Origin of the sequence: Staphylococcus sp. GDY8P57P, from assembly GCF_017892585.1 — a bacterium.
In the GTDB taxonomy this organism is placed as follows: domain Bacteria; phylum Bacillota; class Bacilli; order Staphylococcales; family Staphylococcaceae; genus Staphylococcus; species Staphylococcus borealis.
On sequence record NZ_JAESLK010000122.1, the window covers coordinates 1 to 1,405 of the forward strand.

At 33.3% G+C, this 1,405-nt stretch carries 2 protein-coding genes; both read right to left on the minus strand.

Translation table 11 applies throughout. The features are described from left to right. Positions 1 to 2 precede the first annotated feature (2 nt). Positions 3 to 866, minus strand: coding sequence for an IS3 family transposase (locus tag KA878_RS13880; protein ID WP_204175239.1), 864 nt, complete (start codon positions 864 to 866; stop codon positions 3 to 5). Further along, on the minus strand, positions 830 to 1,381 hold the full coding sequence (locus KA878_RS13885; RefSeq protein ID WP_025907016.1) for a helix-turn-helix domain-containing protein: 552 nt from the start codon (positions 1,379 to 1,381) through the stop codon (positions 830 to 832). Before KA878_RS13885 ends, KA878_RS13880 begins: the two co-directional genes overlap by 37 nt. Positions 1,382 to 1,405: the final 24 nt, after the last annotated feature.

Genomic DNA, 1,405 nt, shown 5'->3' on the forward strand with positions numbered 1-1,405 from the left:
CATTATGCTATTAATTGGCTGGATTGAGTTCGGTATTGTACTGGACTTCGTCCAGCCAATTTTAATTTCAAACGTTCATTGTTATACCAATAGATGTAATCCTCAATTCTTCTTTTTAATGTTTCATAGTTAACAAGTTCTTCTCCATGATACATTTCCTGCTTCATGATGCCAAAGAAATTCTCCATAGAAGCATTATCCGCACACGTCGCTTTACGTGACATACTTTGATAAATCCTTTGTTCCGATAATCTTCTAATCCATGCATTATGCTGATAATGCCAACCTTGATCAGAATGTATCGTCGTACGATATGGTGCTTCATGCTTAATGATTGTAACTGCTTTATCCAATGTTTGAAGTACTAAGTCTAATGTTGGTCTTCTGGATATACCATAAGAAATGATTTCCCCATTGTATAAATCCATAATAGGGCTGAGATATAATTTTTGTTCTTCAGCACATTTAAATTCAGTGATATCTGTCACTAATTTTTGAAGTCGAATAGATGTATGGAATCTACGATTCAAGCGATTTTCAGCCACTTTACCAACTGTACCTTTGTATGATTGATAGCGTGATTTACGTGTGAATTTTTGACATTTTAATCCTAGTTCTCGCATAATTCGTTGTACTTTCTTATGGTTAATGAGATAACCTTGATTTCTCAAAGCTAAATATATACGACGATAGCCATATTTACCGTTGTGTTTTTGAAAAAGTTCAATGATCTTTTTCTTCCAACCTTTATCTAAATCTTCCTTTTGTAATTGTTTGGCATGGTAATGATAGGTTGCTTCTGGTATACCAACCTTTACTAAGATATCTTTTAATTTGAATCCTTCTTCTTTGAGTTCGAATGCCACTGCTGCTTGTGCTTTTCTAGAAAGGCACTCGGATTCTCTCGAAAAGCGTTCAACTTTTTTAAATAAGCATTCTCTAATCGAAGATTTTCATTTTCTAGCTCTAACTCTTTTTCTCGTGATAGGTTTTGATTAGATTTCTTCTGTTTCTTCTTTTTCATGGGAGGTCGTCCTTTCGGCTTTTCGAGTCCTTCCACTCCTTCTTTGTCATATATCTTTTTCCATCGCACAATAATAGATGGGGTATTTAGGCCAAATTTAATCGCTGTATCTTGGAAGGAATCGCCTGTTCTTTTCATATAGTTTAATACATTTATTTTGAATGTAACAGAATAAACTGTCTTTTTCTGTTTCTTTTTAATGCCATCTACACCGAATGATTGAAAGGCTTTTACCCATGTTCGTATAATAATTTTATCAGGTATATTATATTTTTTAGCTAATTTTCGATAACCATAATGGCCATCTAGATAATCTCTTACAACCTTCAACTTAAATTCATCACTATATTTTGTCATATTAAAACACCCCTAAAGTTAGTT